The sequence below is a fragment of the Blastococcus sp. SYSU DS1021 genome (assembly GCF_054050995.1).
The window spans coordinates 1-26,703 of the sequence record NZ_JBJHAL010000013.1 but is presented as its reverse complement, the minus strand read 5'-3'; the positions used below and the strand labels follow the sequence as shown (position 1 = coordinate 26,703).

General features: G+C 74.6%; 21 protein-coding genes. 17 read left to right on the top strand and 4 right to left on the bottom strand.

What is annotated here, in order from left to right; all coding sequences use genetic code 11:
* The 15 genes from ACI8AP_RS11465 to wag31 all read left to right on the top strand — a co-directional run bounded on the left by ACI8AP_RS11465 (position 1) and on the right by wag31 (position 17,599).
* On the top strand, positions 1 to 1,845 hold the full coding sequence (locus ACI8AP_RS11465) for a peptidoglycan D,D-transpeptidase FtsI family protein (protein ID WP_456589469.1): 1,845 nt from the start codon (positions 1 to 3) through the stop codon (positions 1,843 to 1,845).
* A gap of 110 nt (positions 1,846 to 1,955) precedes the next feature.
* Positions 1,956 to 3,512: a UDP-N-acetylmuramoyl-L-alanyl-D-glutamate--2,6-diaminopimelate ligase gene (locus tag ACI8AP_RS11460; protein WP_456589468.1), complete on the top strand. Its 1,557-nt coding sequence runs from the start codon at positions 1,956 to 1,958 to the stop codon at positions 3,510 to 3,512.
* A complete protein-coding gene (locus ACI8AP_RS11455; RefSeq protein WP_456589467.1) occupies positions 3,509 to 4,900 on the top strand; it encodes a UDP-N-acetylmuramoyl-tripeptide--D-alanyl-D-alanine ligase in 1,392 nt (463 codons plus the stop codon). The genes ACI8AP_RS11460 and ACI8AP_RS11455 overlap by 4 nt, the downstream gene beginning before the upstream one ends.
* Positions 4,897 to 5,976: a phospho-N-acetylmuramoyl-pentapeptide-transferase gene (gene mraY / locus ACI8AP_RS11450; RefSeq protein ID WP_456589466.1), complete on the top strand. Its 1,080-nt coding sequence runs from the start codon at positions 4,897 to 4,899 to the stop codon at positions 5,974 to 5,976. Before ACI8AP_RS11455 ends, mraY begins: the two co-directional genes overlap by 4 nt.
* Positions 5,973 to 7,415 (top strand): UDP-N-acetylmuramoyl-L-alanine--D-glutamate ligase, encoded by a 1,443-nt coding sequence (murD, locus tag ACI8AP_RS11445; RefSeq protein ID WP_456589465.1) that lies wholly within the window; start codon positions 5,973 to 5,975, stop codon positions 7,413 to 7,415. Before mraY ends, murD begins: the two co-directional genes overlap by 4 nt.
* Positions 7,412 to 8,938, top strand: a complete 1,527-nt coding sequence (gene ftsW, locus ACI8AP_RS11440) for a putative lipid II flippase FtsW (protein WP_456589464.1) — start codon at positions 7,412 to 7,414, stop codon at positions 8,936 to 8,938. Before murD ends, ftsW begins: the two co-directional genes overlap by 4 nt.
* Positions 8,935 to 10,032 carry an undecaprenyldiphospho-muramoylpentapeptide beta-N-acetylglucosaminyltransferase gene (murG, locus tag ACI8AP_RS11435; RefSeq protein WP_456589463.1) on the top strand — a complete coding sequence of 366 codons (1,098 nt, stop codon included), beginning with the start codon at positions 8,935 to 8,937 and terminating at the stop codon, positions 10,030 to 10,032. The genes ftsW and murG overlap by 4 nt, the downstream gene beginning before the upstream one ends.
* Complete coding sequence (murC, locus tag ACI8AP_RS11430; protein ID WP_456589462.1) at positions 10,029 to 11,489, top strand: UDP-N-acetylmuramate--L-alanine ligase; 1,461 nt, start codon at positions 10,029 to 10,031, stop codon at positions 11,487 to 11,489. The genes murG and murC overlap by 4 nt, the downstream gene beginning before the upstream one ends.
* Positions 11,486 to 12,316: a cell division protein FtsQ/DivIB gene (locus ACI8AP_RS11425; RefSeq protein WP_456589461.1), complete on the top strand. Its 831-nt coding sequence runs from the start codon at positions 11,486 to 11,488 to the stop codon at positions 12,314 to 12,316. The genes murC and ACI8AP_RS11425 overlap by 4 nt, the downstream gene beginning before the upstream one ends.
* Before the next feature lie 367 nt (positions 12,317 to 12,683).
* Entirely contained in the window at positions 12,684 to 13,988 is a 1,305-nt protein-coding gene (gene ftsZ / locus ACI8AP_RS11420) for a cell division protein FtsZ (protein WP_456589460.1), read from the top strand.
* An 80-nt stretch (positions 13,989 to 14,068) separates the two neighbouring features.
* Positions 14,069 to 14,800, top strand: coding sequence for a peptidoglycan editing factor PgeF (gene pgeF / locus ACI8AP_RS11415; protein ID WP_456589459.1), 732 nt, complete (start codon positions 14,069 to 14,071; stop codon positions 14,798 to 14,800).
* Positions 14,801 to 14,881: 81 nt separating this feature from the next.
* A complete protein-coding gene (locus ACI8AP_RS11410) occupies positions 14,882 to 15,682 on the top strand; it encodes a YggS family pyridoxal phosphate-dependent enzyme (protein ID WP_456589458.1) in 801 nt (266 codons plus the stop codon).
* A 25-nt stretch (positions 15,683 to 15,707) separates the two neighbouring features.
* Positions 15,708 to 16,427 carry a cell division protein SepF gene (locus ACI8AP_RS11405; RefSeq protein WP_456589457.1) on the top strand — a complete coding sequence of 240 codons (720 nt, stop codon included), beginning with the start codon at positions 15,708 to 15,710 and terminating at the stop codon, positions 16,425 to 16,427.
* Between the two features lie 51 nt (positions 16,428 to 16,478).
* Complete coding sequence (locus tag ACI8AP_RS11400; RefSeq protein ID WP_456589456.1) at positions 16,479 to 16,766, top strand: YggT family protein; 288 nt, start codon at positions 16,479 to 16,481, stop codon at positions 16,764 to 16,766.
* 98 nt (positions 16,767 to 16,864) lie between these two features.
* Complete coding sequence (gene wag31 / locus ACI8AP_RS11395; protein ID WP_456589455.1) at positions 16,865 to 17,599, top strand: DivIVA-like cell division protein Wag31; 735 nt, start codon at positions 16,865 to 16,867, stop codon at positions 17,597 to 17,599.
* Positions 17,600 to 17,795: 196 nt separating this feature from the next.
* On the opposite strand, the gene ACI8AP_RS11390 is transcribed toward wag31, so the two are convergent.
* The 3 genes from ACI8AP_RS11390 to ACI8AP_RS11380 form a co-directional block, all read right to left on the bottom strand.
* The gene (locus tag ACI8AP_RS11390; RefSeq protein WP_456589454.1) at positions 17,796 to 18,719 is read right to left on the bottom strand and encodes a carbohydrate ABC transporter permease; all 924 of its coding nucleotides are present in this window, start codon (positions 18,717 to 18,719) and stop codon (positions 17,796 to 17,798) included.
* Positions 18,716 to 19,705: a carbohydrate ABC transporter permease gene (locus ACI8AP_RS11385; RefSeq protein WP_456589453.1), complete on the bottom strand. Its 990-nt coding sequence runs from the start codon at positions 19,703 to 19,705 to the stop codon at positions 18,716 to 18,718. The genes ACI8AP_RS11390 and ACI8AP_RS11385 overlap by 4 nt, the downstream gene beginning before the upstream one ends.
* Before the next feature lie 122 nt (positions 19,706 to 19,827).
* Positions 19,828 to 21,207, bottom strand: a complete 1,380-nt coding sequence (locus tag ACI8AP_RS11380; protein ID WP_456589452.1) for an ABC transporter substrate-binding protein — start codon at positions 21,205 to 21,207, stop codon at positions 19,828 to 19,830.
* A gap of 354 nt (positions 21,208 to 21,561) precedes the next feature.
* Between ACI8AP_RS11380 and ACI8AP_RS11375 the strand changes: the two genes are divergently transcribed.
* Positions 21,562 to 22,671: an ABC transporter ATP-binding protein gene (locus ACI8AP_RS11375; protein ID WP_456589451.1), complete on the top strand. Its 1,110-nt coding sequence runs from the start codon at positions 21,562 to 21,564 to the stop codon at positions 22,669 to 22,671.
* A gap of 58 nt (positions 22,672 to 22,729) precedes the next feature.
* A complete protein-coding gene (locus ACI8AP_RS11370; protein ID WP_456589450.1) occupies positions 22,730 to 23,377 on the top strand; it encodes a hypothetical protein in 648 nt (215 codons plus the stop codon).
* A 40-nt stretch (positions 23,378 to 23,417) separates the two neighbouring features.
* Here the strand turns inward: ACI8AP_RS11370 and ileS are convergent, their stop codons facing one another.
* Positions 23,418 to 26,585, bottom strand: coding sequence for an isoleucine--tRNA ligase (gene ileS, locus ACI8AP_RS11365; protein WP_456589562.1), 3,168 nt, complete (start codon positions 26,583 to 26,585; stop codon positions 23,418 to 23,420).
* Between the last annotated feature and the right edge of the window lie 118 nt (positions 26,586 to 26,703).

Sequence of the window (26,703 nt, the reverse complement as noted above, 5' to 3'; positions counted from 1 at the left end):
GTGCCGAGCAGCGTCCGCGGACCCGGCGCCCGCGCCCCCCGCCCGTCCCCGGCCGGCCGGGGGGAGACCGGGCCGTTCGTCCCCCGTCGCATCCCCGGTACCCGGCGCAGCGGTGCCGGGCTGTCGGTCGAGCAGCGCGGCCGCCGCAACCGGTGGGGGCTGGCCGTCCTGATCACCCTCCTCGTCGTCGTCGTCGGACGGCTGGTGGTGCTCCAGGGCATCGACGGCGGCTCCTACGCCAGCGCGGCGGAGCAGGACCGGCTGCGCACCATCCCGCTGGCGGCGATCCGCGGCCAGATCCTCGACCGGGACGGCGACCCGCTCGCCTACACCGTCGACGCCTCGAAGGTCGTGGCGGACCCGACCGTGGTCCGGGACCCGGCGCGCACCGCGCTCGCCCTCACCACGCTGCTCGACGTCCCGGTGCCCGAGCTCACCGAGAAGCTCTCCGCCGACAGCCGGTACGTGGTCCTGGCCACCCAGATCGCCCCGGAGACGGCCGACGCGGTCGCGGAGCTGGAGCTCGCCGGCGTCTACCTCCGGGACGACCCGGTGCGGCTCTACCCGTCCGGGGCGGTGGGCGGCCAGGTGGTCGGCTTCGTCGGACGCGAGGGCAACGGGCTGGCCGGCATCGAGCAGGTCTTCGAGGACCAGCTCTCCGGTTCGCCGGGGGAGCGGACCGTGGAGGTCGGCAGCGGCGGTCACCCGATCCCCTCGGGCATCGACGAGGTCACCGAGGCCGTCGACGGCCGGGACGTCACCCTCACCCTCGACCAGGACCTGCAGTTCGTCACCGAGGAGCGGCTGGGGCAGGCCTGTGCCGACGGCGCGACCACCCGGGCCTCGGCGGTGGTCCTGGAGGTGGCGACCGGACGCGTCGCGGCCATGGGCTCCTGCCCCGGGTACGACCCGGGCAGCTACGCCACGACCGACCCCGCCCTGCTGGGCAACCCCGTGGTCTCCGACGTGTTCGAGCCCGGCTCGGTCATGAAGGCGGTGACGCTCGCGGCCGCCGTCGAGGAGGGCGTCGCGACGCCCGACCGGGTGCTGACCGTCGACGGCCAGATCGAGGCCGGCGACCGCGTCGTCAAGGACGCGCACAACCACGACCCCGTCGACTGGACCGTCACCGGCATCCTGGCCAAGTCCAGCAACGTCGGCACGATCATGCTGGCCCGCGAGGTCGGTGACGAGAAGCTCGAGGAGTACCTGCGGGCGTTCGGCGTCGGTGAGAAGACCGGCATCGAGCTGCCCGGCGAGAGCCGCGGCATCCTCCAGGAATCGGGCGAGTGGAGCGAGGTGCGGGCCGCCAACGTGGCCATCGGCCAGGGCGTCTCGGTGACCACGCTGCAGATGGCCTCGGTCTACCAGGCGATCGCCAACGGCGGGGTGCGGGTGGAGCCCCGGATCGTGTCGTCGGTGACCGGCGCCGACGGCCGCCCCACGTCGCCCGGGGAGCCGGCCCGGACGCGCGTCGTGAGCGAGTCCACCGCCGAGCAGATGGCCTACATGCTCGAGGCCGTCGTCGGCACGGGCGGCACCGCGCCGCTGGCCCAGGTCGAGGGCTTCCGGGTGGCCGGCAAGACCGGCACCGCGCAGCGCGCCAACCCCGAGTGCAACTGCTACGCCGGCGGCGGCTACGTGACCACGTTCGTCGGGTTCGCCCCGGCGGACGACCCGCAGTACGTCGTCGCGGTGGACCTGGAGCGACCCACCAGCTCGGCCGAGGGCGGCCAGGTGGCCGCGCCCGTGTTCGCCGACATCATGCGGGCCGCGCTCATGGCCGACGGTGTCGTGCCGTCGGGCACCGCGCGCCCCGAGTTCACCCTGACCGGCGCGCCCTGAGGAAGGACCCCGCTGCCCCCCACCGCTCGCGAGCTCGTGGCGGGGCCCTGCAGCGGCGCCCGGGCGCGGTGACGCCGTGCGGACATCCGCCGCCGGTAGATTGGAGTCCCGTGACCCCGACCGACCCCGGGACGGCCCCGCGGCCGACGGGGAACCGCCCGCTGTCCCTCGCCCGGCTGGCCGACCTGATCGGCGCGCCCGAGGGCTCCGCCGCCGACGTCGCCGTCTCCGGGCTCACGCTGGCGTCCGGCGAGGTGCGCCCCGGCTTCCTGTACGCCGCCCTTCCCGGCGCCCGCACGCACGGCGTGCGCTACGCGGCCGACGCCGCCGCCCGGGGCGCCGTGGCGCTGCTCACGGACCCGGCCGGCCGGGCCGACGCGCTGGCGACCGGCCTGCCGGTGTGCGTCGTCGACGACCCACGGCAGGTGCTCGGGGCCGTCGCCGACCGCGTCTACGGGGAGCCCAGCCGCCGGCTCACCGTCCTGGGGATCACCGGCACCAACGGCAAGACGACGACGAGCTACCTGGTCGAGGCGGGGCTGACCGCCGCCGGGCGGGCCACCGGCTTGATCGGCACGGTCCAGACCCGGACCCGCTCCGCGGACGGCACCGTCAGCGCCCTCCCGAGCGTCCGCACCACCCCGGAGGCGCCCGCCCTGCACGCGCTGCTCGCCGGCATGGCCGACGCCGGGGTGTCCGCCGTCGTCATGGAGGTCTCCAGCCACGCGCTGGTCCAGGGGCGGGTGGGCGGTGTGCGGTTCGCCGCGGCCGGGTTCACCAACCTGGGCCGGGACCACCTGGACTTCCACCGCGACATGGAGGACTACTTCCAGGCCAAGGCGCTGCTGTTCGACGGCCGGGCCGACGTGGAGGTCGTCGACGTCGACGACGCCTACGGCCGCCGGCTGGCGGCCCGGGCCGACCGCCCGCGGCCGGTCACCGTCGCCAGCAGCGAGGGGGCGGTGGCCGACTGGACCGCCTCGGACGTGGCCACGGCGCCCGGAGGTGGCTCGACCTTCACGCTGCACGGGCCCGGGGGCCGGAGTTGGCCGGCGCGGCTGCGGCTGCCCGGCAGGTTCAACGTGGCCAACGCGGTGCTGGCGGTGGCCCTGCTGGACGGCATCGGCGTCGCCGTCGAGGACGCGCTCACCGGGCTCGCCGCCACCGTGGTCCCGGGGCGCATGGAGCCGGTGGAGGCCGGCCAGCCCTTCGTCGCCGTCGTCGACTACGCGCACACCCCCGACGCCGTGCGCACCGCGCTCGCGGCCCTGCGGGGCGCCACCCCCGGGCGGCTGATCACCGTGCTCGGGTGCGGTGGTGACCGGGACCCGGGCAAGCGCCCGGAGATGGGCCGGGTGGCCGCCGAGGGCAGCGACGTGCTGGTGGTCACCGACGACAACCCGCGGTCGGAGGACCCGGCCGGCATCCGCGCCGCGGTGCTCGCCGGGGCCCGGGAGGTGCCGGCCGACCGTCGCGCGGAGGTGCTCGAGGTGGGGGACCGCCGCGCCGCCCTGGCGACGGCGGTGCGGCTGGCGGAGGCCGGCGACACCCTGCTGGTCGCCGGCAAGGGGCACGAGACGGGCCAGGAGGTGGCCGGCACGGTGCACCCGTTCGACGACCGCACGCAGCTGCTCGAGGTGCTCGCCGGCTCGGGGACGCCGGCATGATCCGGCTGTCGCTGGCCGAGGTGGCGGAGCTGACCGGAGGACGGCTGTCGGTCCCGTCCGACGGCGCGGTCACCGGGAAGGTGACCCTGGACTCCCGCGCGGTCGCCGCGGGCGACCTCTTCGTCGCCGTGGTGGGGGAGCGGGCCGACGGTCACGACTTCCTGGGGGCGGCGGCGGCCGCCGGCGCGGTCGCCGCGCTCGCCACGCGCCCGGATCCGGCCCTCCCGTGCGTCGTCGTCGACGACCCGGTCGACGCGCTCGGCCGCCTCGCCGCCGGCGTCCACGTGCGGCTGACCGCCGCGGGCGTGCGCACGCTGGCCATCACCGGCTCGTCGGGGAAGACCTCCACCAAGGACCTCCTCGGCCAGGTCCTCGCCTCGGCCGGCCCCACGGTGAGCCCGCCGGGCTCCTACAACAACGACATCGGCCTGCCGCTGACCGTGCTCTCCGCCGACGTCACGACCCGGTTCCTCGTGCTCGAGATGGGCGCGCGCGGGCCGGGGCACATCGCCCGCCTGTGCCGGGTGGCCCGGCCCGAGGTCGGGATCGTCCTCAACGTGGGCTCGGCCCACCTGGGCGAGTTCGGCAGCGCCGACGGCATCGCGCAGGCCAAGGGGGAGCTCGTGGAGGCGCTGCCCCCCGAGGGGACCGCCGTCCTCAACGCCGACGACGCGCGGGTGCTCGGCATGGCCGGCCGCACGCGCGCCCGGGTGCTGACCACGGGCCGCGCCGCGCAGGCCGCGGTCCGCGCCGTCGACGTCGGGCTGGACGAGAACGCCCGCGCCCGCTTCACGCTGGTCGCCGGGGGCGAGCGCCACCCGGTGGCGCTGCGGGTGGTCGGCGAGCACCAGGTCGCCAACGCGCTGTCGGCGGCCGGCGCCGCGCTGGCCGTGGGCCTCGCCCCGGCCGCCGTCGCCGCGGCGCTGTCGGCAGCGGAGAGCCGCAGCCGATGGCGCATGGAGGTCGACCGGCGGGCCGACGGCGTCACCGTCGTCAACGACGCCTACAACGCCAACCCCGAGTCGATGCGCGCGGCGCTGGCGGCGCTGACCGGGCTGCCGGGGCAGCGGCGCATCGCCGTCCTGGGGGGCATGGCCGAGCTGGGGCCGGACGCCGCCGCCGAGCACGAGCGGCTGGGCCGCGACGCGGCCGCGGCAGGGGTCGACCTGGTCGTTGCCGTCGGCGCCGATGCGGTAGGCATAGCGGAAGGCGCGGCCGCCGCAGGGCGGCGCGCAGGGGAGGAGTCGGTGCACGTGCCGGACCGGGGCGCTGCCCTCGCGTGGCTCACGGAGGTGCTGCGCCCGGGGGACGTCGTCCTCGTGAAGGCCAGTCGCTCCTACGGCCTGGAGCTGCTCGCGGCCGATCTGCTGGGCGGTGCCGCGCAGTGAGGAGCGTCCTCATCGCTGCGGCCGTCGGTCTGATCATCTCGATCCTCCTGACGCCGCTGGCCATCCGGGCCTTCCGCCGGCAGGGCCTGGGTCAGGAGATCCGCGACGACGGCCCCGAGAGCCACCTGTCGAAGAAGGGCACGCCCACGATGGGCGGCACCGTCATCGTGGGTGCCACCGTGGTCGGCTACGTCGCCGCCCACCTGGTGTTCGTCGGCGAGTCCGGCTGGGGCTTCAGCGCCACCGGGCTGCTGCTGCTGTTCCTCATGGTCGGCATGGGCACCGTCGGATTCCTCGACGACTACCTGAAGATCCGGCACCGGCGCAGCCTGGGGCTGAACAAGACGGCCAAGCTGGTGGGGCAGCTCGTCGTCGGTGTCACCTTCGCGGTGCTGGCGATCAACTTCCCGGACGGGAACGACGTCACCCCGGCGTCGACGGTCGTCTCCTACGTCCGCGACATCGCGCCGCTGGCCCTCGGGCCGATCGCGTTCGTGATCCTGGCCTACCTGTTCATCGCCGGGTTCTCCAACGCGGTGAACCTGACCGACGGGCTGGACGGGCTGGCCGCCGGCGCCTCGGCGATGGTGCTGGCGTCCTACATCGTCATCTCGTTCTGGCAGTTCACCCACGACTGCGCCAACGAGCTGATCGAGGGCTGCTACACCGTCCGGGATCCGCTCGACGTGACCCTCGTGGCCGCGGCGGGCATGGGGGCGTGCCTGGGCTTCCTGTGGTGGAACACCAGCCCGGCCCGCATCTTCATGGGCGACACCGGCTCGCTCGCCCTCGGTGGGCTCCTCTCGGGCCTGGCGATCGTCACCCGCACCGAGCTGCTCCTCGTCGTCCTCGGCGGGCTGTTCGTCGCGGTGACGCTGTCGGTGATCATCCAGGTGGCCTTCTTCCGGGCCACCCGGCGGCGGGTCTTCCGCATGGCACCGCTGCACCACCACTTCGAGCTCGCCGGCTGGACCGAGAACACCGTGATCGTGCGGTTCTGGCTGGTCACCGGCATGGCGGTCGCCTTCGGTCTCGGGCTGTTCTACGCCGACTGGCTGAACTTCGTGGGCCTGTGAGCGTGGCTGCCCCGGCGGTTGCCGGCCGCACCGTCCTCGTCGCCGGGCTGGGCGTCTCGGGCGCCGCAGCCGCGCGGGTGCTGCTGCGCTCCGGCACCCGGGTGCTGCTCGCCGACGCCGCCCGGCCGGAGGTGGTCGACGAGCTGACCGGCGCCGGCGCGGAGTGGCTCGGCGCCACCGAGGCGCTGCCCGGGGGCGTCGACCTCGTCGTCACCTCCCCGGGCTGGCGGCCGGACGCCCCGCTGCTGGTCGACGCCGCGGCTCGCGGGGTCGAGGTGATCGGCGAGCCGGAGCTGGCCTGGCGGCTGCGCATCGCCGGCCCGGGCGGGGAACCGGCACCGTGGCTCGCCGTCACCGGCACCAACGGCAAGACGACGACGGTCACCATGCTGGAGGCGATCCTCATCGCCGCCGGCCACCGCGCCGTGGCGGCCGGCAACGTCGGGCGTCCGCTGGTCGAGGTGGTCACCGCGCGGGACGCCGACGGCGCCCCCGCCTACGACGTCATCGCCGTGGAGCTCTCCAGCTTCCAGCTGCACTGGTCCTCGTCGCTCGCACCCGCCGCCGCTGCCGTGCTCAACGTCGCGGACGACCACACCGACTGGCACGGCTCCTTCGCCGCCTACCGCGACGCGAAGGCCCGCATCCTCGAGCGCGCCCCGGTCGCCGTCGCCGACGCCGGCAACGCGGTGGCCGCCGCACTCGTGGCCGCCCATCCCCGCCCGGTCACCGTGACCCTGGGCGAGCCGGCGCCGGGCCAGCTCGGCGTGCGCGCCGGCGCGCTGGTCGACCGGGCGTTCGCCGTCGACGCGGCGGGGGAGCACCTGCTCACGCGCGGGGACCTACCGGTACCGGGGCCGCACAACACGGTCAACGCCCTGGCCGCCGCGGCGCTGGCCCGCGCGATCGGGGTGCCGGCCGAGGCGGTCGCCCGAGGGCTCGCCCGCTTCCGGGGCGGCGCGCACCGCAACGTGCTGGTCGCCACCGTCGACGGCGTCGACTACGTCGACGACAGCAAGGCGACCAACCCGCACGCCGCCGGAGCATCGCTGGCGGCCTACCCCCGGGTGGTCTGGGTCGCCGGCGGCCTGCTCAAGGGCGCCGACGTCGACCCGCTCGTCGCGGCGGTCGCGCCCCGGCTCGCGGGAGTGGTCCTGCTGGGCCGCGACCGCGCGCAGGTGGCCACCTCGCTGGCGCGACACGCCCCGTCGGTCCCCGTCGTCGAGGTCCCGAGCGGCGACGATGACGGGGTGGGTGGGACTGGTGTGACGGCAGAGGCGACGATGGCCCGCGTCGTCGCCGCGGCCCGCGGGCTGGCGCAGCCGGGGGACACCGTGCTGCTGGCCCCGGCCGCTGCGTCCATGGACGTCTTCCGGGACTACGGCCACCGCGGGCGCGCCTTCGCCGACGCGGTGCGCGGGCTGGCGGCCGGGCGATGACGACGACCGAACGCCCGGTGCGGACCCCGCGGCCGGCCCGCGGTCGCGCCCGAGCCTCGGCGCCCCGCACCCCGCCGCGTCGCTGGACCGGCCCCGCCTGGCTCGACGGTCCGCTGACCAGCTGCCACCTCGTGCTGGGCGCCGCCGGGCTGCTCCTGCTCATCGGCCTGGTCATGGTCTTCTCCGCCTCCGCGATCGAGGCGGCGCTGGCGGACCAGCCGGCGTGGGCGCCCGGCGTCAAGCAACTGGTGCTGGCGTGCATCGGCCTGGGCGCGATGGTGGTCGCGATGCGGCTGCCCGTGGGACTGGTGCGCCGCTGGTCACCCATCGCGCTGCTCGTGGTGATCGGCCTGCTGGTCCTCGTGCTGATCCCGGGCATCGGGCTGGAGCGCAACGGGGCCCGGCAGTGGATCCCGCTGGGCGTCACCGACTTCCAGCCGTCGGAGGCGGGCAAGCTGGTCTTCGCGCTGTGGGGCGCGCACGTGATCGCGCTCCGCGAGCGCTACCTGACGACGAAGTCGCTCCTCGTCCCGGTGGTCCCGGTGTTCGCCCTGCTGGCCTTCCTGCTCATCCTCGAGCCCGACTTCGGCGGGGTGGTGAGCCTGGGCCTGGTGCTCGTCGGCCTGCTGTGGGCCGGCGGGATGCCGATGCGCTGGTTCGCCGCATTCGCCGGCGTCGCGCTGGTGGCGATCGTGGTCATGGTGAAGGCGGCGCCGTACCGCATGGCCCGCATCACCGCGTTCCTCGACCCGTTCGCCGATCCCGACCACACCGGCTTCCAGGCGATCCGCGGCATGTACGCGCTGGCGACCGGCGGCCTCTGGGGCGTCGGCCTGGGCAACAGCGCGATGAAGTGGAACATCCTCCCGGAGGCCGAGTCCGACTACATCTTCGCGATCATCGGCGAGGAGCTGGGCTTCCTCGGGTGCCTGGTGGTCGTGACGCTCTACGGGGTCCTGGCCTACGCCGGTTTCCGCATCGCCCGGCGCTCGGCCGATCGGTTCGTCCAGCTGGCCTGCGTCGCGATCACCGTGTGGCTCATCGGGCAGGCGACCATGAACATGGGGTACGTGGTCGGACTCCTGCCGGTGACCGGGGTGACGCTCCCGCTGATCTCGGCGGGCGGCACCTCCTTGATCCTGACCCTCTTCATCGTCGGCCTGCTCGCCCGGTTCGCCCGGTCCGAGCCGGCCGCCATCGAGGCCCTGCGGACCGCCGAGCGCGGCCGCCTGGCCCGCCTGCTCGCGCCCGCCCCGACCGTGGCCGTGGACCAGGTGCGCCCGCGGCGCTCCGCCGCGGGCGACCTCCCCGAGCGGCCGGTGGTGGGCGGCGCCCGCACGCTCCTGCACGCGCGCGGGGCCGAGCCCCGGCGGTCGCCGGCGCCGGCCGGGCGTCCCGGTGCGGCGGGGCGCCCGCGTGCCGCGGTGCGCACCCCGGCAGCGGCGCGGGAGCCCGTGCGCGCCGCCGCCCCGCGGCAGCGACCGGTCGCGCCGCGCGGCGGCCGCCCGGGAAGCGACCGATGACCGCGGTCCGGTCGGTCGTCCTGGCGGGGGGCGGCACTGGCGGGCACATCGAGCCGATGCTGGCCCTCGCCGACGCGCTCCGGCGGCGGGACGGCGGCCTGCGCCTCACCTGCCTCGGCACGGCGCGCGGGATGGAGACCCGGCTGGTGCCCGCCCGCGGTTACGATCTGCGCCTCATCCCGCCCGTGCCGCTGCCGCGCAAGCCCACGCCCGACCTGCTGCGCGTGCCGGGCCGGGTGGTCCGGTCGGTGTCGCAGACCCGTGCGCTGCTCGACGAGCTGGCCGCCGACGTGGTGGTGGGCTTCGGCGGCTACGTGGCCCTCCCGGCCTACCTGGCCGCCCGCCGGGGCAAGGTGCCGGTGGTCGTGCACGAGCAGAACGCCCTGCCGGGGCTGGCCAACCGCGTCGGAGCCCGCATCGCCGCCCGCGTGGCGGTCACGGTGCCCGGCACGCCGCTGCACCGGGGCGAGCACGTCGGCATGCCCCTGCGCCGGGCCATCTCCTCGCTCGACCGGGCCGCCCTCCGGGCGGAGGCGCGGGCGGAGTTCGGGCTGGACCCCGACCGGCCGACCCTGCTGGTGTTCGGCGGCTCGCAGGGCGCCGCGTCGCTCAACCGCGCCGCAGTCGCCGCGGCCGATGCGCTGACCGGCGCAGGGGTGCAGGTACTGCACGCCCGCGGGCCCAAGAACACCGACGTCACCGTCCCCGCCCGCGCTGTGGGGCAGGCGCCGTACGTCGTCGTCGACTACCTGGAGCGCATGGACCTCGCCTACGCCGCCGCCGACCTGGCGCTGTGCCGCTCCGGCGCGGTCACCGTGGCCGAACTCTCGGCCGTCGGGCTGCCCGCGGCGTTCGTCCCGCTGCCCATCGGCAACGGCGAGCAGCGGCGCAACGCGCTGCCGGTGATCGAGGCCGGCGGCGGGCTCCTGGTGGAGGACGCCGACCTCGGCCCCGAGTGGATCACCGGCACCCTGCTGCCGCTGCTCACCGACCCGACCGCCCTGGCCGGGCTCGCCCGGCACGCCGCCGCGGCCGGCGTGCCCGACGCCGACGAGCGGCTGGCCGACATCGTCTGCGAGGTGGCGAGCGCATGACTGCCCACTCCGTCGCGGCCTGGACCGGGCCGGTCCCGTCCCTCCCCGAGCTGGGGGCCGTGCACTTCATCGGGATCGGAGGGGCCGGCATGAGCGGGATCGCCCGGATCCTGCTCGCCCGCGGGGTCCCGGTCTCCGGCTCCGACCGGCGGGACAGCCCCACCCTCCTGGCGCTGCGGGCCCTCGGTGCGCGGGTGGAGCTGGGGCACGACGGCGCGCACGTCGGCGAGGCCGACACGGTCGTCGTCTCCACGGCGATCCGGGCGGACAACCCCGAGCTCGCCGCCGCCCGGGAGCAGGGCCTGCGCATCCTCCCCCGGGCGGTCGCCCTGGCCGCGGTGATGGCCGGGCGGCGCAGCGTCGCCGTCGCCGGCACGCACGGGAAGACCTCGACCACCTCGATGCTCACCGTCGCCGCCCAGGCCTGCGGGGTCGACGCCTCCTTCGCGATCGGCGGCAACCTGAACGAGTCGGGCAGCAACGCGCACGCGGGGGAGGGCGACGTCTTCGTCGCCGAGGCCGACGAGAGCGACCGCTCGTTCCTCCTCCTGTCGCCCTTCGCCGCGATCGTCACCAACGTCGAGGCCGACCACCTGGACAACTACGGCGACCTGGCGGCCGTGGAGACCGCGTTCGACCAGTTCCTGCAGACGGTCGACCCCGGCGGTTTCGTGGTGCTCTGCGCCGACGACCCGGGCGCCGCGCGGTTGCGGACGGTGCCCGCCCCGGCGCGGGTGCGCACCTACGGCACGGCCGAGGACGCCGACCTGCGGCTGGTCGACCTCGCGGTCGGCCGCGAGCACACCACGTACACGGCGCTCCTGGGCGGCACCGAGCTCGGCCGGGTGCGGATCCGGGTCCCCGGCGAGCACATGGCGCGCAACAGCGCGGCGGCGCTGCTCGCCGGCCTGGAGCTGGGGCTGCCGGCGGAGGGCCTGATCGAGGGGCTGGGCCGGTTCGGCGGCGTGCACCGCAGGTTCGAGCTCAAGGGGACCGCCGGGGGCGTGCGGGTCTATGACGACTACGCCCACCACCCGACCGAGGTCGCCGCGCAGCTCCGCGCCGCCCGGGCGGTGGCGGGGGAGGGGCGCCTGGTGGTGGCCTTCCAGCCGCACCTCTACAGCCGGACCCAGGAGTTCGCCGAGGGCTTCGGCGCGGCGCTGGGCCTCGCCGACGAGGTCGTGGTCATGGACGTCTACGGCGCCCGGGAGGACCCGGTGCCGGGCGTGACCGGGGCGATGGTGGCCGACGCCGTGCCGCTGCCGGCCGAGCAGGTGCACTTCGAACCGTCCTGGTCGGCCGCCGGGCCGGCGCTGGCGGCCCGGGCCCGTCCCGGGGACCTGGTCATGACGATGGGCGCCGGGGACGTCTCCATGGTGGGGCCCGAGGTGCTCGACGCGCTGCGCGCCGCGGAGGGGACGGCCGGGGAGGGCGACACGGCGGACACCGGTCGGTGAACAGGACCGGCAGCACCACCCGCGATCGGACGCGGCGCAGCCGTGGCCGGGCCGACCGCCCGCCGGCCGACCGCAGGCCTGCCGACCGCCGCGGCGCCCGGGTCACCCCGCTGCCCGATCGGCGTCCGTCGCGGCGGAGCACCCGCCGGCGGCGTTCCCTGCAGGTCGCGACGGCGGTGACGGTCGTGGCCGGGCTCTGCTGGCTGCTGTGGCTGGGCCCGGTGCTGGCGGTCCGCACGGTGCAGGTGGACGGGACGGCGACGCTGTCGGCCGACCAGGTACGCGAGGTGGCGCGGGTGCCCGACGGCGTACCGCTGCTGCGGGTCGACCTGGGCGCCGTCGAGGACCGCGTGTCCCGGCTGCCGCAGGTCCGCGACGTCCAGGCGGCGCGCGGATGGCCCGACCGGATCGTCGTCACCGTCGCCGAGCGGGTGCCGGTGGCCGTCGTCGGCCCGCCCGGCCGGCGGTCGCTGGTCGACGCGGACGGGGTCCTGTTCGACAGCCTCACCGGCCCCGCGCCGCGCGGGGTGGTGCCGCTGGTCGTGACCGATCCGGGACCGGACGACGCCGCGACCCGGGCCGGGCTGGCCGCGATCGGCGCGCTGCCCGGCCGGCTGCGCGAGGACGTCGTCGAGGTCGCCGCCCCCGACGCGGAGTCGATCAGCCTCGCGCTGACCGACGGCACGGTGGTGGCCTGGGGCGGTGCCGAGGAGTCGGCGACCAAGGGCGAGGTGCTCGTCGCGCTGCTGGACCGGATCGCTGACGGCGAGCTCCCACCGGCGGAGCTGATCGACGTCAGCGCGCCGGACGCCGTCGTCCTGCGCTGACCGTGCGGCCGCCCGTGGCGGACCGTCGCCAGGTGGCTGCGCAGCGGCTCGGCTGAGCCGTCCGGGCGACACGCCGGTCGGTGCGACACGCCCGACACGCGCTCCGGCCCCGGATCTTTCTGCTCACCCCGGCCGGTGGGGCCTGCAGCCCGGGATGAGACGGATCCGGGGCGAGTCGTCACACCTCGTGGTGAGAATGTGACCAGTGAGTCCCGAGGGTTCGGTGCGATTCGGCACCGCCGACACGCCGACCCGGAGAGGGTGCTTGTAGCGCCGTTCGGCACACACCTAACTTCATCCCCGTCGACCGAGTTGACATAACTGTAAGGCTGAACTTGAGGATGAGGGTCCAGTTGGGGAGCGCCGCATGACACCTCCGCACAACTATCTAGCGGTCATCAAGGTCGTCGGCATCGGCGGCGGCGGGGTGAACGCGGTCAATCGCATGATCGAAGTCGGCCTCAAGGGGGTCGAGTTCATCGCGATCAACACCGATGCGCAGGCGCTGCTGATGAGCGACGCCGACGTCAAGCTCGACGTCGGCCGCGAGCTCACCCGCGGGCTCGGCGCGGGCGCGCAGCCCGACGTCGGCCGGCAGGCCGCCGAGGACCACCGCGAGGAGATCGAGGAGGTCCTCAAGGGCGCCGACATGGTCTTCGTGACCGCGGGGGAGGGCGGCGGCACCGGCACCGGTGGCGCGCCCGTCGTCGCCTCGATCGCCCGCAAGCTCGGTGCGCTGACGATCGGCGTCGTGACCCGTCCCTTCGCGTTCGAGGGCAAGCGTCGCGCCGTGCAGGCCGAGTCGGGCATCGAGGAGCTGCGCAACGAGTGCGACACGCTCATCGTCATCCCGAACGACCGGCTGCTGCAGCTGGGCGACCGGAACGTGAGCGTCATGGACGCCTTCCGCACCGCCGACCAGGTGCTGCTCTCCGGTGTCCAGGGCATCACCGACCTGATCACCACGCCCGGCCTGATCAACCTGGACTTCGCCGACGTCAAGTCGGTCATGTCCGGCGCGGGCTCGGCGCTCATGGGGATCGGCAGCGCGCGCGGTGACAACCGCGCCCTGCTGGCGGCGGAACAGGCGATCGCCTCGCCGCTGCTGGAGGCGTCGATGGAGGGCGCCCACGGCGTCCTGCTGTCGATCTCGGGCGGGTCGGACCTCGGTCTGTTCGAGATCAACGAGGCCGCCTCGCTGGTCTCCGATGCCGCGCACCCGGACGCCAACATCATCTTCGGCGCGGTCATCGACGACGCGCTCGGGGACGAGGTCCGGGTCACCGTGATCGCCGCGGGCTTCGACGGCGGCCGGCCCAACACGCGCTCGGACGGGGCCGCGGTGACCAGTGCGGTCCAGGCACCGGTGTCCACCGGCGGCGCCTCGCCGTTCGCGGCGCCCCGTCGGCCGGTGGCTGCCCCGCCGGTCGCCAGCGCCCCGCCGCCCGCCGCGGCGCCGGCACCCGCCCCGGCCCCGGCCGCCCCGCCGGCCACCGGTGAGCGGCTCGCCCAGCAGGCGCCGTCGGGCTCCGCGGGCCGGCCGGCTGCGGGGGGCGGGCTGACCGTGCCGCCGCTGCCGCCCATCCCGGGGCCGGCCGCGAACGGCCGTCGGCCGCTGTCCAACGAGGACTTCGAGGAGGAGCTGGACATCCCGGAGTTCCTCAAGGGTTGAGGACCCCCTCGCCCCCCGCGCCTCGCACGCTCGCCGCGGGGGCCTTCCAGAGGGGGCCAGGGCAGTAGGCTCACGTTCCGATGCCTACGAATCCGGCCGCTCCGTCGGCGGTGCGACCCCGCAGGGTCGTCACCGACCGGCGGGGCGGCCGTTCCCGTTCTCCGTACGACTCCTTCAACCTGGGGTCCCACGTCGGTGACGATCCCGGGGACGTCGCGGCCAACCGGGCCCGCGTGGCCCGGGAACTCGGCGTGCCGCAGGGCCACCTGGTGTGGATGGACCAGGTCCACGGCACCGGCGTGGCCGTCGTCGACGGGCCGCAGGACCGGCCGGTCGCCGCCACCGACGCCCTGGTCAGCGCCACCCCGGGGCTGGTGCTCGCCGTGCTGGCCGCCGACTGCGTGCCCGTGCTGCTGGCCGACCACGAGACGGGTGTCGTCGCGGCCGTGCACGCCGGCCGCGAGGGGGTCCGGCAGGGGGTGCTGCCCGCGGCGCTGTCGGCGATGGCGAGCCTGGGCGCCCGTGCCCGGCACGTGACCGCCCTGCTCGGCCCCGCGGTCTGCGGTGCCTGCTACGAGGTGCCCGAGGCGATGCAGGCCGACGTCGCGCGGGTCGCACCGGCGGCCGCGGTCCGCACCCGCTCGGGCACCCCCGGGCTCGATCTCCGGGCCGGGGTGGAGGAGGTCCTCCGCCGCGCCGGAATCCCGGAGGTGGTGCAGGACCCGCGCTGCACCGTCGAGGACCCCACCCTCTTCTCCCACCGGCGCGACGGCGTCACCGGCCGCCAGGCCGGGCTGGTCTGGCTGGCATGAGGACCCCCGTGCCCCCCGTCGCTCGCCGGCTCGCGGCGGGCCCCTGCGCGGGGGCCGGTCGCTGGGAGGACACTCCAGGACGTGAGCTCGCTCGCTGAGAACCTGCGCGCGGTGCGCGCCCGCATCGACCGCGCCGCCCGGGCCGCCGGGCGCGACCCCGCGACCGTCTCCCTCCTCGCGGTGAGCAAGACCTGGCCCGCGGACGACGTGCGCGCGCTGGCCGCGCTCGGCCAGCGGGACTTCGGCGAGAACCGCGTGCAGGAGCTGCTGGGGAAGGCCGCGGCGCTCGCCGACGTGGAGCTGCGGTGGCACGTCGTCGGCCAGCTGCAGCGCAACAAGGCCGCCGCGGTGGCCCGGACCGGGGCGGTCGTCCACTCGCTGGACCGAGCCGCCCTGGCCGCGACGCTGGACCGCGCCGGCCAGGAGACCGGCCGGCCGGTGGACGTGCTCGTGCAGGTGGACCTCGGCGGGCCCGAGGGCCGGCTCGCCGCGCGTGGCGGGGCGCGCCCGGAGGAGGTCCCCGCGCTCGCCGACCTCGTCGCGTCGGCGCCGGGGCTGCGGCTGCGCGGGCTCATGGCCGTGGCTCCCCGGGGCGAGCGACCGGCCCCCGCGTTCGCCCGGCTGGCCGCCCTGGCCGACCGCCTGCGCGCCGACCACCCGCAGGCGGTGGAGGTCTCCGCGGGCATGAGCGCCGACCTGGAGGAGGCGGTCGCGGCGGGCGCGACGATCGTGCGTGTCGGAACCGCCTTGTTCGGTGCCCGCCCCCTACCCTGCGGTGAGTTCGAGGAACACCAGCCACGCGAGTCACAGCAGTCACACGAGCCGCTCGAGCACCGGGCGGACGGGGACGATGTGACGACGACCGTGCAGACGCGACGCTGAGGACACCAGCAGAGGGGGAGGTCCGATGGCCGGAACCATGCGGAGGATGGGGATCTACCTGGGGCTCGTCGAGGACGACGACCCCCGCGGCTACGGCCGGTACGACGCCCGCCCGTCGGACGAGCTCGACCGCGACCGTCGCTACGGCCGCTACGAGGAGGACCGCTACGGCGAGGGCTACGCCGATCGCGGCTACGCCGATGACGACGACTACGCCGACGGGTACGCCGACGACGAGCCCGCTCCCGCCGAGGTCCCCGCGGCCCGCGACCCCGAGCCCATCTCGGTGCGCCGCATCCAGGCCCGCCCGCTCGGCCTCGCGCCGGTCGGCGCCGGGTCCGGGTCGACCGGCGCCCGCGCGCTGAGCACCACCAGCGGCCCCGTCGCCGCGGCCGGCCTGGCCGTCCGCGAGCCGGTGGCGGCCCCCGAGCCCGAGCCGGAGGCGGCGCCCGCACCCGCGGCCAAGAGCTACCAGGTCGTCACGCTGCACCCGCGCACGTACAACGAGGCGCGCACCATCGGGGAGCGCTTCCGCGACGGCATGCCGGTCATCATGAACCTGACCGAGATGGACGACGCCGACGCCAAGCGGCTCGTCGACTTCGCTGCGGGCCTGAGCTTCGGACTGCGCGGTAGTATCGAGCGCGTCACGGCGAAGGTCTTCCTGCTCAGTCCGCAGGATGTCGCCGTCACCGCTGAGGACAAGGCGAAGATCCGCGAGGGCGGGTTCTCCGACAAGTCCTGAGCGGCGTGGAGTGGAGTCGGCACCCGGGGGTGCCCTGATCGAGCGGGGCCCGTGTCTCTTTTCTGGCAGATCGTCTCGTCGGTGCTGCTCGTCTTCCTCATCCTGCTCTTCGCGCGCTTCGTCGTCGACTGGGTGATGGTGCTGGCGCGCAGCTGGCGGCCCTCGGGCGCCGTCGCGGCCGGACTCGAGATCGTCTACTCCACCACCGACCCGCCGTTGCGGGCGGTGCGGAAGGTGATCCCGCCGCTGAACCTGGGGTCCATCCGACTGGACCTCGGGTTTATGGTGCTGCTGATCGCCGTGGTGGTTCTCCGGAACGTCACGCTCGCACTCGCATGACCGCTGAAACCCCCCGGGTCAGTGCCGTCGGACGGTGGCGCTCCGCCGCCGGTCCCACCACGTACCTGTTCCCGCCGTCCGACCTGAGGTGACCTGCGATGCCACTCACGCCTGCCGACGTGCACAACGTCGTCTTCAAGAAGCCGCCCATCGGCAAGCGGGGCTACGACGAGGACGAGGTCGACGCGTTCCTCGACGTCGTGGAGGCCGAGCTGGCCCGCCTGATCGAGGAGAACAACGAGCTGCGCTCCAGCGTGGGCCGTGCCGGCGCCCGCGCGGAGGAGCGGCCCGAGCCGCCGGCTCCCGCCCCCGCACCGCCGGCCGCCCCGGCGCCGCCGCCGGTCCAGCAGCCCCGGGAGGACGACAGCGCCCGGGCCTCGCGCATGCTCGCGCTGGCCACCGAGACCGCTGACCGCTACGTCAACGAGGCCAAGACCCAGGCCGAGCAGATGCTCAGCGGCGCCAAGACCAACAGCGAACGGCTGATGAGCGACGCGCGCGCCAAGAGCGAGCAGATGGTCGCCGAGGCCAAGCACCGCGCCGACTCCATGATCGGCGACGCGCGGACCCGCGCGGAGACGGTCGAGCGGGAGGCCCGCGCCAAGGCCGCCGCGCTCGACCAGGACGCCGAGCGCCGGCACATCGAGGTCATGGGCAGCCTCGAGGAGAAGCGCAGCAGCCTGGAGCGCAAGATCGAGGAGCTGCGCACGTTCGAGCGCGAGTACCGCACCCGGCTGCGGTCCTACCTCGAGTCGCACCTGCGCGACCTCGACAGCCGCGGCTCCGCCGAGCCCGCCAGCGCGGGCCGGCAGAACCAGCACGCCAGCGCCTGAGAAAGGCCCCCTCCTCCCCACCCCTCGCACGCTCGGGGCGGGACCCGGGAGGGGGTCGAAGGCCCCGGACCCCACGGTCCGGGGCCTTCGTCATGTGCGGGTGCGCGCGGCCGGCAGCGCGCGGTCGCCCTCGCCCCACGGCGAGGGCCCCGGACCGATCCGGTCCGGGGCCCTCGGTGCAGCGGGGGAGAGGGGCTCAGCCCTTGACGCTCCCGGCCAGCAGGCCGCGGACGAAGTAGCGCTGCAGGGCGAGGAACACGATGAGCGGGACGATCATCGAGACGAACGCGCCCGCCGCGAGCAGGAACCAGTCCGAGCCGCGGGAGCCCGCCAGCTCCGCCACCCGCACCGTCAGCGGCGCCACGTCCGAGCTGCCGCCGGCGAAGGTGAGGCCGACCAGCAGGTCGTTCCACACCCACAGGAACTGGAAGACGCCGAACGCGGCGATGGCCGGCGTGAGCAGCGGCAGCAGCACCTGGAAGAAGATCTTCACGTGCCCGGCGCCGTCCATCCGGGCCGCCTCGACGAGCGACGCCGGGATCTCCTTCATGAAGTTGTGCAGCAGGAAGATCGCCAGGGGGAGCGCGAAGATCGAGTGGGCGAGCCACACGGTCCAGAACGAGCCGGCGATGTCCGCGTCGACGAAGAGCCGGAGCAGCGGGATGAGGGTCACCTGCAGCGGAACCACCTGCAGGGCGAACACCGCGACGAAGAGCATGTTGCTGCCGCGGAACGGGATCCACGCGAAGGCGTAGGACGCCAGCAGCGCCAGGCTGATGGGGATCACCACGGCGGGCAGCGTGATGACGACCGAGTTGACGAAGAGCTGGGCGAAGTTGGTGCTACCCCCGTAGAGGACCTCGTTGTAGTTGTCGAGGGTGAACTCGGGGTTGCTGAACGCCGTCCACCAGCCGGAGCGGCGGATGTCGATCTCCGGGCGGAACGAGGTGATCAGCAGCCCGAGCGTCGGCACCGTCCAGAGCACTGCGATCACGATCGCGATGATCGAGGCCGCCGGGGAGCTCAGCTTCTTCTTCGCGGCGGCCGAGCGCCGTCCCGGGCGGCCGAGCTTGCGGTCCTCGGGCGGAGCGGGCGCCATCACCGGCACGGTGGTGGTCATCGGATCTCCTCGGCCAGCCGCAGCTGGCGGACGTTGTAGGCGATGATCGGGATCACGAGGATGAACAGCAGCACCGCCAGCGCGGCCCCGAGGCCGAAGTTGAACTGGCGGAAGGACTGCGTGTAGAACTCGTTGGCCACCACGCTGGTGCCGAAGTTGCCGCCGGTCATCGTGCGCACCACGTCGAAGACCTTGAGCGAGACGATCGCGACGGTGGTCAGCACCACGACGAGCGCCGGCCGGATGCTCGGCACCGTGATGTGACGGAACATCTGCAGCCCGGTCACCCCGTCCAGTCGCGCGGCCTCGACCACGTCGTCGGGGATGGCCTTGATCGCCGCCGACAGCACCGTCATCGCGAAGCCGGCCTGGATCCACACCATGACGGCGATCAGGTAGAAGGTGTTGGACGGCTGGTTGAGCAGGAACTGCTGCGGTTCGATGCCCACGAGCGTCAGCAGCTGGTTGAGCAGGCCGATCTGGTTCACCCCCGGCTGGTCGGGGCGGAACTCGTACATGAACTTCCAGATCACCCCGGCGCCGACCATGGAGATCGCCATGGGCAGGAAGACCAGCGCCTTGGCCAGCGACTCGAAGCGGGTGCGGTCGACCAGATAGGCGTAGACCAGCCCGAGGCCGGTGGTGAGCAGCGGCACCAGGACCACCCACAGGACGGTGTTGCGCAGCACCGTCTGGAAGTTGTCCTCGGTGAAGACGGTGACGTAGTTGTCCCAGCCGACGAACTGCGAGGTGTCCCGGTTGTAGAAGGAGGCGCGGATCGTCTCCACCGCCGGGTACACGAGGCCGACCAGGAGCATGAGGAGCGTCGGGCCGAGGAAGCCGGCGACGACCACCCAGGTGGGCACCCGCTTCGGCCGGTCGACGGCGAGGAGGATGCCGCCCATCACGAGCACGAACAGGACGATGGCGACCGCCATCAGGGCGAACTTGTGCCCCGTGGTGGTGGCGTCGAGGAACCACTGCACTGCGCGCGACCTCTCCCGCGACGGCGGAGGCCGGGGGACCGCAGGGCACTGCGATCCCCCGGCGTCCGGGGTGGTGGGGGCCGGTCAGCCGTGCGGCCGACCGGCCCCCGTGGTGGAGTGCGTCAGGACGCCGGCCAGGCGTTCTCGACGTCGGTCAGGACGGCCTCGGTGGGCTTGTCGTTGGAGATCCAGTTGGTCAGCTCCGTCCAGAGCCGGCCGGCACCGATCTCGCCGGGCAGCAGGTCCGAGCCGTCGAAGCGGAACACCGACTCGGGGTCCTGGAACAGCTCCGCCGACAGCTGGTCGATCGGCGACTCCAGGTTGTCGATCTCCAGACCGGTGTTGGCGCTGACCCAGCCGGGACCGGAGACCTGGGCCTTGACGTTGGCCCAGTCGGCCGTCGACAGGTAGGTCTGCAGGGCCTGGGTGGCCGGGCGGTCGTTGAAGGCCGCGACGAACTCGCCACCGCCCAGGACCGGGGCCGAGTCCCCGTCGATGGGCGGCAGCGGGAAGGCGAAGACGTCGCCGTCCTCACCGATCTCGGTGCCCTCGGGCCAGTTGGCCTGGTAGAACGACGCCGCGCGGTGCATCCAGCAGGTGCCCTCGAGGATCGGGTTGCCCGCATCGGTCCACTCGGTGGAGGCGATCGACTGCACCCCGCCGAAGCCGCCGTTGACGAAGTCCTCGTTCTTCAGGATGTCGCCGACGGTGTTCAGTGCCTCGACGACCGCGGGGTCGTTGAACGGGATCTCGTGGTTGACCCACTGGTCGTAGACCTCGGGGCCGGCCGTGCGGAGGAGGACGTCCTCCAACCAGTCGGTGGCCGGCCAGCCGGTGGCCTCGCCGGAGCCGATGCCCGCGCACCACGGCTTCGCGCCGGTGGCGGCGATCTCCTCGGACAGGGCGATCATCTCGTCCCAGGTCTCGGGGATCTCGTACCCGGCCTCCTCGAACATCGAGGGGGAGTACCAGACGAAGGACTTGGCGTTGGCGCCGAGCGGAGCGGCGTAGAAGGTGTCGTCGACGGTGCCGTACTCCTTCCAGCTCTCGTCCCAGTACTCGTCGACGTTCTGCCCCACCTGGGCCGGGGGCTCGACCACGTCACCGGAGTCGACCAGGTTCGCCAGCAGGCCGGGCTGCGGGATGAAGGCCAGGTCGGGGGCGTTGCCGCTCTGGGTGCGGACGACGAGCTGCGCCTCGAACTCGCGCGAGCCCTCGTACTGCACGTCGACGCCCGTGCACTCCTCGAACGGCACGTAGGAGTCGATGTGCGGCTGGTCCTCGGGGGCGACGATGGAGCTGTAGACGCTGACGGTCTCACCCTCCAGGTCGCCGAACTCCTCGTAGGGCGCGCAGTCGATCTCCAGGTCGGCCGCGGCCTGGCTGCCGCCGCCGCCACCTCCGCCGGACGTCTCGTCGGCGCCGCACCCGGTGAGCAGGAGCGTCAGCCCCACCCCGCCGGCCAGGGCTGCTGCGCCGCGGCCTCTCGCACGCTTGGTCATGTGGTCCCCTCCAGACTCCTGCGGCTTCGTCGCCGCATCGTGTGACTCCGTGCCCGGCACCCGCTGGCGGGTGCGGCCGCTCACATCCGTCGGCGACCCTAGCCGCGCGGCAAGCCCCCGGCGGCCACGGTCCCGTAACGGTTGCGCAACCTCCGAGCGGTAGTGGCCCGTTCGTCGGTGCTGTGTCCGGGAGCATATGGGAGCGCTCCCACGCTGTCCCGTCGTCAGCGCACGATCGGGGGAGGAATCGCGACCCCGGGGGTGACCCGGACGGGGACGACGGCGCGGGCACGGTGGTCGTACCGGCCCCCGGCGTGCCAGAGTGACGACACCGCTCGGCGCAGGAAGGGACCCATGGCCGCCATCACGTACGACCACGCCACGCTCGTCTACCCCGGGGCGGAGCACCCGTCGGTCGATGCGCTGGACCTCCAGATCGCCGACGGCGAGTTCCTGGTCCTGGTCGGCCCGTCGGGCTGCGGCAAGTCGACGTCGCTGCGGATGCTGGCCGGGCTGGAGGAGGTCACCGACGGCAGGATCCTGGTCGGCGACCGCGACGTCACGCACCTGCCGCCGAAGGACCGGGACATCGCGATGGTGTTCCAGAACTACGCGCTGTACCCGCACATGACGGTCGCCGAGAACATGGGCTTTGCCCTGAAGATCGCCGGCGTCTCCAAGGAGGAGCGGCAGACCCGGGTCCAGGAGGCCGCGCGCATCCTCGACCTCGAGCCCTACCTCGACCGGAAGCCCAAGGCGCTGTCGGGCGGGCAGCGGCAGCGGGTGGCGATGGGGCGGGCGATCGTGCGCCAGCCCCAGGTGTTCCTCATGGACGAGCCGCTGTCCAACCTCGACGCCAAGCTGCGCGTGCAGACCCGTACCGAGATCGCCGCGCTCCAGCGCCGGCTCGGCGTCACCACGGTCTACGTCACCCACGACCAGGTCGAGGCCATGACGATGGGCGACCGGGTCGCGGTGCTCAACGCGGGGGTGCTCCAGCAGGTCGACACCCCCCGCAACCTGTACGACGCGCCGGCCAACGTGTTCGTCGCGGGCTTCATCGGCTCACCGGCCATGAACCTCGTGCCCGTGACGCTGACCGAGGGCGGCGCCCGCGTGGGCGAGCACCCGGTGCCGCTGCCCCGGGAGGCGCTGTCGGCGCTCGCCCACGAGGGCGGCACCACCGCCACCCTGGGCTTCCGGCCGGAGTCGGTCGAGTTCGTGGGCGCCGGGGAGGGCATCCCGGTCGAGGTCCTCATCGTGGAGGAGCTCGGCTCGGACGCCTTCGCGTACGGCCGGCTCGCCACGGGGCAGACCGGCGGCGACGACGAGCAGGTGGTGCTCCGGGCCGACCCCCGCCGCCCGCCGCAGAAGGGCGACGTCGTGCACGTGGCGATCCGCCCGGGAGAGGCGCACCTCTTCTCCGCACAGACCGGGCTGCGGGTCACCCAGGCCCCCGGCTGACCCTCGCGGCACGGCGCGCGGCGGGCGCCCGTCGGACGGCGCGCCCTACAGTCCAGCTGTGATCGTGATCGCCGCAGTGCTCCTGCTGCTGGGCCTCGGGCTCTTCATCGGCGGGCTGCTCACCGGCACCACCGCCCTGTACTGGGGCTGCGTGGCCGCCTGCGTCGTGGCCGCGGGCGTCCTGGTCGTGGCCCGGCGGCAGATCCCGGAGCGGACGGCTCCCACGACGACGGCTCCCACGACCACGGCTCCCACGACCACGGCTCCCACGACCACGGCCGCCGCCGACGCCGCCCCGGCGGCGACCGGGCCCGACCTCTCGACCGGCGCGACCGCCGTCCCGCCCGCGGACCCACCGGCCGTCGCCGAGTCGGTGGCGGGCGGGGAGCAGCCGGCAAGGGGGAGCGAGCGGCCCCCGTCAGGAGCGGGCCGCGCCCGGGGTGCCGCACCCGAGGCCGGGGAGCCGCCGGTCGAGGAGGTCGAGGTCACCGATCTGCTGATCGTCGTGGACCTCACCGACGACGTCCTGGTGGTCGACGAGCACCCGCGGTACCACGTCCCCGGCTGTCTCCACCTCCAGGGCCACGAGCCCATCCCGCTGCCGTTGGACGAGGCGCGCACCGACGGGTTCACCCCGTGCGGGGCGTGCCGCCCGGACCGCACGCTCGCCGACCGGGCCCGCGCCCGCAGGGGCAGCGGCGCCTGAGCCGCTGCCCCGCCCGCTCCCCGGCGAGCGGGGCGGACAGCTACGAGCCGGCCCTGGCCACCCAGAAGCGCGAGCCCTCCGGACCTTCGACGCCCTCGCCCGCCCCGGCGGTGCCGGCGTGCACGGCGACGGCGAGCACCTCGCCGGCCAGCTGCTCCTCGTGCTCGGTGAGCGCCTGCGCCATGGCGCCGTCGGCGGTCCAGAACAGCTCGATCCGGTCGCTGACCTCCAGCCCACCGGCCTTGCGCGCCTCCTGCACCAGCCGCACCGCCTCACGGAACAGCCCGGCCCGCTCCAGCTCGGGGGTGAGCGTGAGGTCCAGCGCCACCGTCAGACCCCCGGCGCTGGCGACGGTCCAGCCCTCGCGCGGGGTCTCGGTGACCACCAGGTCGCCCTCCTCGAGCGGCACGGGGGAGCCGTCGACCTCCACGCTCGCGGTGCCGGCCCGGTAGGCCGCCACCAGGCTGGGGGCGTCGGCAGCGGCGACCGCCTTGGCCACCGCCTGCACCTGCTTGCCCAGGCGGCGCCCCACGGCGCGGAAGTCGATCTTGACGTTGACGTCGACCAGGTCGCCGCCGACCGCGGCGAGCTCGAGCACCTCCGCCACGTTGAGCTCGTCGGCCACCTCGGCGACCAGGTCGCGGGGGAGCGCCCCCCACCCCGGCGCGGCCACGACGGCGCGGGCCAGCGGCTGCCGGGTGCGAACCCTGGCGGAGGTCCGGGCCGAGCGCCCCTGCTCCACCAGGCGGCGCACCAGTGCCATCTGCTCGACCAGGGCGCCGTCCAGCGCGTCCTCGTCGACGGCCGGCCAGGAGGCCAGGTGCACCGAGTCCGGCGCCTCCGAGCCGCCCAGGCCCGGGACGACGGCGCGGGTCCACACCTCGTCGGTGACGAACGGCGTGAAGGGGGCCATGAGGCGGGTCAGGCCGTCGAGCACCTCGTGCAGCGTGCCCAGGGCGGAGGCGTCGCCGTCCCAGAAGCGGCGCCGCGACCGCCGCACGTACCAGTTGGAGAGGTCGTCGACGAACTGGGCGAGGAGCCGGCCGGCGCCCTGGGTGTCGAAGTCCTCCAGGGCCGCCGTCACGTCGCGGGTCACCGCGGCCAGCTCCGCGAGGGCCCACCGGTCCAGCAGCGGGCGCTCGGCGCGGGCGGGCGCGGGCGCGGTGGCGGGGTCCCAGCCGTTGGTCTCGGCGTAGAGCGTGAAGAAGCTGGCGGTGTTCCAGTAGGTGAGCAGCACCTTGCGGACCACCTCGGACAGCGTCTCGTGGCCGACCCGGCGGGCGGACCAGGGCGAGCCGCCGGCCAGCATGAACCAGCGGACGGCGTCGGCGCCGTGCCGGTCCATCAGCGGGATCGGCTCGAGGATGTTGCCCAGGTGCTTGCTCATCTTGCGGCCGTCCTCGGCCAGGATGTGGCCCAGGCACAGCACGTTCTCGTACGAGCTCTGCCCGAACACCAGCGTGCCGACGGCCATGAGCGAGTAGAACCAGCCGCGGGTCTGGTCGATGGCCTCGGCGATGAACTGCGCCGGGTAGGCGGCCTCGAAGCGCTCCTGGTTGCGGTGCGGTGCCCCCCACTGGGCGAAGGGCATCGAGCCGGAGTCGTACCAGGCGTCGATGACCTGCGGCACCCGCCGGTAGGTGCCCGCCTCGCCCTCCCGCGTGAAGGTGATCTCGTCGATGAACGGCCGGTGCGGGTCGAGGTCGGAGAGGTCACGGCCGGTCAGCTCCGACAGCTCGGCCAGGGACTCGACGACGACGATGCGCGACGGGTCCTCGTCGTTGCGCCACACCGGCAGCGGGGTGCCCCAGTACCGGTCGCGCGACAGCGCCCAGTCGACGTTGTTGTTCAGCCAGTCGCCGTAGCGGCCGGTCTTGATGTTCTCGGGGTACCAGCGGGTCTTCTCGTTCTCGGCGAGCAGCTGGTCCTTGATCGCGCTGGTGCGGATGTACCAGGACGGCTGGGCGTAGTACATCAGCGGCGTGTGGCAGCGCCAGCAGTGCGGATAGCTGTGCTCGTACCGGATCTCCCGGAACAGCACGCCGCGGGCCTGCAGGTCCTCGACCAGCGCCGCGTCGGCCGCCTTGAAGAAGTGCCCGCCGACCAGCGGGATCTCGGCCAGGAAGTGCCCGGTCGCGTCGATCGGGTTGACCACCGGCAGCCCGTAGCCGCGGCAGACCGCGAGGTCGTCGGCGCCGAAGGCGGGGGACTGGTGCACCAGGCCGGTGCCGTCGTCGGTGGTCACGTAGTCGGCGAGCACCACGTAGTGGGCGTCCCCGTCGGGGAACTCCACCAGCTCGAACGGTCGCCGGTAGTGCGTGCGCTCCCAGTCGCGGCCGGGGGCGCTACCGAGCACCTCGACGTCCTCACCGAGGACGGCGGCCACCAGCGGCTCGGCCACGACGACCGGCACGTCGTCGCTACCGGCGGCGCGGGCGACGACGTAGGTGACCTCCGGGTGCACGGCGACGGCGGTGTTGCTGGGCAGCGTCCACGGCGTCGTCGTCCAGATCAGCAGGTCGGCCCGGCCGGCCCACTCGCCGTCGAGGACCGGCAGCCGCACGTACACCGACGGGTCGGTGATGGTCTCGTACCCCTGGGCGACCTCGTGGTCGGAGAGGCCGGTGCCGCAGCGCGGGCAGTACGGGGCCACCCGGTGGTCCTCGACCAGCAGGCCCTTCTCGAAGACCTGCTTGAGCGACCACCAGACGCTCTGGACGTACGCCGGGTCCATCGTCCAGTAGGCGGTGGACATGTCGACCCAGTAGCCCATGCGCCGGGTCAGCTCGGTGAAGGCGTCGACGTGCCGCTCCACCGAGGCCCGGCAGCGGGCGTTGAACTCGGCGATGCCGAACCGCTCGATGTCCGGCTTGCCGGCGAAGCCCAGCTCCTGCTCCACCGCGATCTCCACGGGCAGGCCGTGGCAGTCCCACCCGGCCCGGCGGGGCACGTGCCAGCCCTGCATCGTCTTGAACCGCGGGAAGACGTCCTTGAACGCGCGCGCCTCGATGTGGTGGGTGCCGGGGCGGCCGTTCGCCGTCGGCGGGCCCTCGTAGAAGTTCCACTGCGGGCGGCCCTGCGAGGCCTCCAGCGACCGGTCGAAGACCTTCTCGCTCTCCCAGCGCTCCAGGATGCCGCGCTCCAGGGCGGGGAGGTCGACCTGCGGGGGCAGCGCGGAGAAGGGGCCGGGTGAGGTCACGGGCACCATCATCCCCGACCCGGGCGGGGGGGGGGGGGGGGGGGGGCGCGGGGGGGGGGCCCCGCCGCCCGCGCCCCCCCCCCCGCCGCGAGGCGGACGCCCGCCCGGGGGCGGCGCCCAGGCAACA